The 5020-nt window shown below is 72.0% G+C and carries 5 protein-coding genes and 1 pseudogene; 4 read left to right on the top strand and 2 right to left on the bottom strand.

Going from position 1 to position 5020, the window contains the following annotated elements:
* Positions 1 to 275: 275 nt before the first annotated feature.
* Positions 276 to 1175: a LysR family transcriptional regulator gene (locus tag AB0D48_RS37095; protein WP_362407677.1), complete on the bottom strand. Its 900-nt coding sequence runs from the start codon at positions 1173 to 1175 to the stop codon at positions 276 to 278.
* 58 nt (positions 1176 to 1233) lie between these two features.
* Between AB0D48_RS37095 and AB0D48_RS37090 the strand changes: the two genes are divergently transcribed.
* From AB0D48_RS37090 to AB0D48_RS37075, 4 genes and pseudogenes are all read left to right on the top strand, one after another.
* Entirely contained in the window at positions 1234 to 2043 is an 810-nt protein-coding gene (locus AB0D48_RS37090; RefSeq protein WP_362407674.1) for an NAD(P)-dependent oxidoreductase, read from the top strand.
* 36 nt (positions 2044 to 2079) lie between these two features.
* Positions 2080 to 2161 (top strand): annotated as a pseudogene (locus AB0D48_RS37085) (IS5/IS1182 family transposase); the annotation flags it as partial.
* A 154-nt stretch (positions 2162 to 2315) separates the two neighbouring features.
* A complete protein-coding gene (locus AB0D48_RS37080) occupies positions 2316 to 2636 on the top strand; it encodes a hypothetical protein (protein WP_362407671.1) in 321 nt (106 codons plus the stop codon).
* A complete protein-coding gene (locus AB0D48_RS37075; RefSeq protein WP_362407668.1) occupies positions 2633 to 2938 on the top strand; it encodes a MerR family transcriptional regulator in 306 nt (101 codons plus the stop codon). The genes AB0D48_RS37080 and AB0D48_RS37075 overlap by 4 nt, the downstream gene beginning before the upstream one ends.
* Here AB0D48_RS37075 and rox read toward each other — a convergent pair.
* Positions 2898 to 4325 carry a rifampin monooxygenase gene (gene rox, locus AB0D48_RS37070; protein WP_362407665.1) on the bottom strand — a complete coding sequence of 476 codons (1428 nt, stop codon included), beginning with the start codon at positions 4323 to 4325 and terminating at the stop codon, positions 2898 to 2900. The genes AB0D48_RS37075 and rox overlap by 41 nt on opposite strands.
* Positions 4326 to 5020: the final 695 nt, after the last annotated feature.

Genomic DNA, 5020 nt, shown 5'->3' with positions numbered 1-5020 from the left:
ACCAGCCCACAACCGGGCATCCCCAAGTTCCCCACCCATTTCCTGACCAACGACCGACCTGCCCAACCGTCACGGCAAGCACCGTTGCAGTACTAGGGAGTGTCGTCGAAGTAGCGTCGGCCGCCGGGAGGGCGGGGGCAGGCCCCGCCAGCCAGACGGGACTTCGACGGCACGACCTAAGCCTGCCCTTTCGGATCACGCCTGGCCCGCGCCGCCTGGACCCGTACCCCACTGCGTTGTCGGAGCGCTCCGCGCTGCGGCGACCTTCACCCGGTTCAGGACCCCAGCCCGCGCGCGGTTTCCTTCAGCAGGGCCAGGAAGGCCAGGGCGGCGGGGGAGGGGGCGCTCCCGCGTGCGGTGGCCGCGTAGACCTGGCGGCGCGGGGTGTCGTCCGGATGCAGGGGGACGAGCGAGAGGTCGGCCCGCGCCGAGGAGGCGGCGAGCGCCGGGATCAGGGTGACGCCGAGCCCGGCCGCGACGAAGCCCTGCTTGGCGATCCAGTCGGCGGCGACGAAACCCGTCCGTGGGCGGAAGCCCCCCTCCAGCGCGGAGCGCATCAGGGTTTCCTCGGGGCGGGTGCCGCCCGCGATCCACTCCTCGTCGGCCAGTTCGGCCAGCCGCACGTCGGTGCGCCCGGCGAGCCGGTGGCCGCCCGGCAGGGCCACGTACATCCGCTCGTCGAGCAGGTGGTGCGGGGTGCAGCCCTGCGGCGGCCGCCCGGAGGTGTCGGCGATGACGGCGAGGTCGAGGTCCCCGGCGGCGAGGAGGGCCAGGTGCTTGGCGGAAGGACCCTCGGTGCGGGTGACGGCGACGGCTGGGTGGCGGCTCCGGAAGGCGGCGAGTGCGCGCGGCAGCAGCGCGGCGTCGGCGGTGGAGAAGGCCCCGATCCGCAGCCGCCCGGCGCCGAGGGAGCGCAGGACATCGAGTTCGGCGCGGGCAGTACGCAGCCGCTCGCCGACGGCCTCGGCGTGCGGAAGCAGGATCCGGCCGGCCTCGGTGAGGCGGACCCCGCGCGGGAGGCGGTCGAAGAGCGGGGTTCCCCACTCGTCCTCCAGGACCTGGATCTGCCGGGAGACCGCGGACTGGGTGTAGCCGAGGGAGCGGGCGGCGGCGGTGAAGGAGTCCAGGCGGGCCACGCGGAGGAAGACCTCGTACAGCTCATGCGGTAGGGGCATGGCAGCCATGCTAGACATTCGCTTGTCGCATGCCGAGGCCCGGGCCTAGCGTCGTCGCATGGACACAACGAAGAAGATCGCATTCCTCGGCCTTGGTCACATGGGCGCTCCGATGGCCCGTCACCTGCTCGCCCAGGGGCACGTGTTGACGGTGTGGAACCGGACGCCGGACAAGGCGGAACCGCTGGTGGCCGCCGGTGCGACGGTCGCCGCCACGCCCGCCGGGGCGGTCCGCGACGCGGACCTCGTCGTCACGATGCTGGCCGATCCGGCGGCCCTGCGGGCCGTCTCCGACGGCATCCTGTCGGACCCGTCGGCCCTGCGGCCCGGCGTCCACTGGATCGACACCTCGACGGTCGGTCCGGAGGCGGTGGGGGCGCTCGCGAAGCGGCTGCCGGAGGGGGTGACGCTGACCGACGCGCCGGTGATGGGCAGCGTGGACCGGGCCGCCACGGGGACGCTGTGGGTGCTGGCGGGCGGCGACCCGCTGCCCGGCCCGGTCTCCGAGCTGCTGACCACGCTCGGCGAGGTCACAGTGTGCGGCCCGGCGGGCTCCGGGGCCGCGCTCAAGCTGGTGCTGATCAACGCGGTGGTCGGCGGAGTCGGCCTGGTGGCGGAGGCCCTGAGGCTGGGTCAGGCCCTGGGTCTGCCGGAGGAGCTGGTCCGCGCCGAACTGGCCCGCGGACCGCTGGCGGGCGCGGTGGCGCGTACGTACGCCGACGCCTCCCACTTTCCGGTGGCCCTGGCCGCGAAGGACGTGGCCCTGGCCACCGGCCACGCCCCGCTCCCGATCCTGGAGGCGGTGCGCGCCTCGCTCACCGCCCGACCGGAGCTCGCGGACCGGGACCTCTCCCGCATCCGGGTCTGAAGGGTGCTGCAGAGGGCTGGGTGCGGGAGCCGGTCCGGCGGGGGTGGGCCGTGGTGTCTGCCACAGGCGGACCGGGTGCTGCTGGTGGCCGTGCACTCCCGCGAACCTCACCATGCGGGTCCGGGGCCGCCGAAGGACGCGGGCGGGCCGCCTGACGCGGACCGGTGGCATGCTCACGGGCTTGCATCCGGTACCCAGGTACAGGTTTACCGTCGGAAGTGTGCCCCCTCACCGGGGCCGAGGACGGGAGTGAGCGCGATGAGTGATCTGGCGTGGTGCCGCAGTCCTGCACGCTGCCCACTGAGGAGCTGCCCTTGCGGGTCGCGGAGTGGGATGCGCTGTTCGCCGAGCGGCTGACCTGGCTGTCGAGGTCCGAGCGACTCCGGCTGCGCCTGGACCTGGCCGACGGGCCGGGTGTCGAGGACCGCATCCGGGACCTGGTGGAGCGCGAGAGCGGCTGCTGCTCGTTCTTCACCTTCACCACCACCCCCGGCAAGGGCCTGGTCCGTCTCGAGATCGCGGTCGACCCCGCGCACGAGGCGGTCCTGGAGGCACTGGCCGCACGGACGCCACCCGGCGGGGAGCAACGGTGAGCGCGGGCCTGCGCAGCGGGCAGGTCGCCGACGCGGCCGGGGTGAACATCCAGACCCTGCGCTACTACGAGCGGCGCGGCCTGCCAGCCGAGCCGGCCCGCAGTCCTGGAGGACACCGCCTGTACGGCGAGGACGCGGTGACCGCCCTGCGGGTGATCGAAGCCGCCCAGCGGCTCGGGTTCACGCTGGAGGAAGTCGCCGAGCTCCTGGAGACCGGTCGCCACCGGCACGGCCGTCCCGTGGCGGGGCGCGACGGCGCGCTCAGCCGGCGGCGGCGCCGAACCACTTGGGCAGGTGACTGAGCAGCTCCTGCTGGTCTTCACCCACCCACGCCACGTGGCCGTCCGGCCGCAGCAGTACCGCGGGTACGTCAAGTTCCTCACTGACGTCGATGACGTGGTCGACCCGGTCCGCCCAGCCCTGCACCGAAAGGCGGCCGGTCTGGTCGAGCAGCAGGCCGCGGCCGCCGTGCATCAGCTCGTAGAGGCGCCCCCGCTTCAGCTTCACGTCCCGCAACCGGCGGCCGAGCAGTTCGTGGCCGTCGCCGAAGTCGTAGCGGACCCCGACCGCGGTGATCATCTCGGTGACGTACCGGTTCACCTCCTCGAAGTCCAACAGCTTCGAGAACAGCTCTCGCAATGCCTTGGAACCGGAGTCTGCCTCCAGCAACAAGCCCTGCGCGCGCGTTTCGGCCAGTACGCGGGCGCCCTCCGGGTGGCGTTCGGCGTGGTAGCTGTCCAGCAGCCCTTCCGGGGCCCAGCCGGCCACCTCGGCGGCCAGTTTCCAACCGAGGTTGAACGCGTCCTGGATGCCGAGGCTGAGGCCCTGCCCGGCGGTCGGCGGGTGGATGTGCGCCGCGTCGCCGGCCAGTAGCACCCGGCCGACCCGGTAGCGCTCGGCCTGCCGGCTGGCGTCGCCGACCCGGGACACCCAGCGCGGCGAGTGCGCGCCGAAGTCGGTGCCGGCGAACACCCGCAGGCGCTGCTTGAACTCTTCGAAGGTCGGGGCGGTCGCACGGTCCTCGGCCAGCCCTTCGGCGGGAACGATGATGCGGTACACCCCGTCCCCCATGGGCACGGTACCGAAGCGTACGTGGGTCTGGCGGATCTCGGCCGTGACAGCGGCCACCGTCGCCGGATCCTCGGCCACCTCTACATCGGCCAACAACGTCTCGACCTTGGCGGGCTCACCGGGGAAGCCGACACCGAGCAGCTTGCGCACCAGACTGCGGCCACCGTCGCAGCCGACGAGGTAGGGAGCCCGCAGCCGCGTTCCGTCGGCCAGTTCGGCTGTCACACCGTGCTCGTCCTGGCTCAGTCCGACCAGTTCGCAGCCCCGCCGGATGTCGGCACCCAGTTCGACGGCGCGCTCGGTCAGCAGGCGCTCGGTGGCCGGCTGCGAGATGGAAATGCCGTACGGGTGTGCGGTGTCCACCCCGTCGGGCCACGGCTTGGTGATGCCGGCGAAGAAGCCGCCGACCTGGAACTTCTCGCTGACGGCGAGGAACCGGTCGAGCAGGCCGCGCTGGTCCATCATCTCGACGGTGCGCGCGTGCAGGCCGCGCCCGCGGGACTGTCCGGTCGGCTCCGTCAGTTTCTCCAGTACGACCACCTGTACACCGTGTAGCCGTAGCTCGCCGGCGAGCATCAAACCGGTCGGTCCACCACCCGCAACAATCACGTCGACCATCACAACCCCCATGTATTCGCGCAGGTCCTGGCTTCGACTGGCGATTATGCGGCACGACCCGGATCTTGCCCAAAGCCGCTCCGCGCGCTGTAAGTTGAGCGTGACAAGAAGAAGTAATCGCTTCGTCGGCTGTGGACGGAGTACATCTCCGGGGCCGGCGAGGTGGGGGCTGCAGTCCGTCCTGGGTGAGCGCGACGTGTGGGTCGCAGTGGACGGCGAAGTCTTTCGCGCGGCGCGTGACCGGCATCGTGCCCGGGCCTTCGGTCGATTCTTCGACCTCCAGGTGCGACCTGCCGCTGCCCCACTGAGGACGGCGTCCGCCGGGTCGTCGAGGACTCCCTCTGCACCCTGAGCGCGCTGATGGCCCAGCCTTTCGTGTACGAGGCGGTACATACGCACCCGGTGCATGGGCGGCAACGTGGCCAGCAGGCGTACGGGCCCCGGCGACGGGGCGTGCGGGCGGCTCCTTTTCGGCGGTGTCCGTGGGCGGCCATGCGGACTGGTGGAGGCGTAGGGGTCGGAGAGTCGTAGGAGTCGCAGGGGCCGATCTCGGTCAGGTCGTATGGCGTGGTGACGTGGTGTATCGCCGGAGTGGCGCGGTGTCACAGGCCCAGGGTGATGGCCATTCGGGTCATCTCGGCGGTGCTGTTGATGTTGAGCTTGGCGCGGATGCGGCGGAGGTAGGCGTCGACGGT

The sequence above is a fragment of the Streptomyces sp. NPDC048269 genome (assembly GCF_040652395.1).
Taxonomy (GTDB): Bacteria; Actinomycetota; Actinomycetes; order Streptomycetales; family Streptomycetaceae; genus Streptomyces.
The sequence above is the reverse complement of the archived record's forward strand: the minus strand, read 5'-3'. Positions and strand labels throughout refer to the sequence as shown.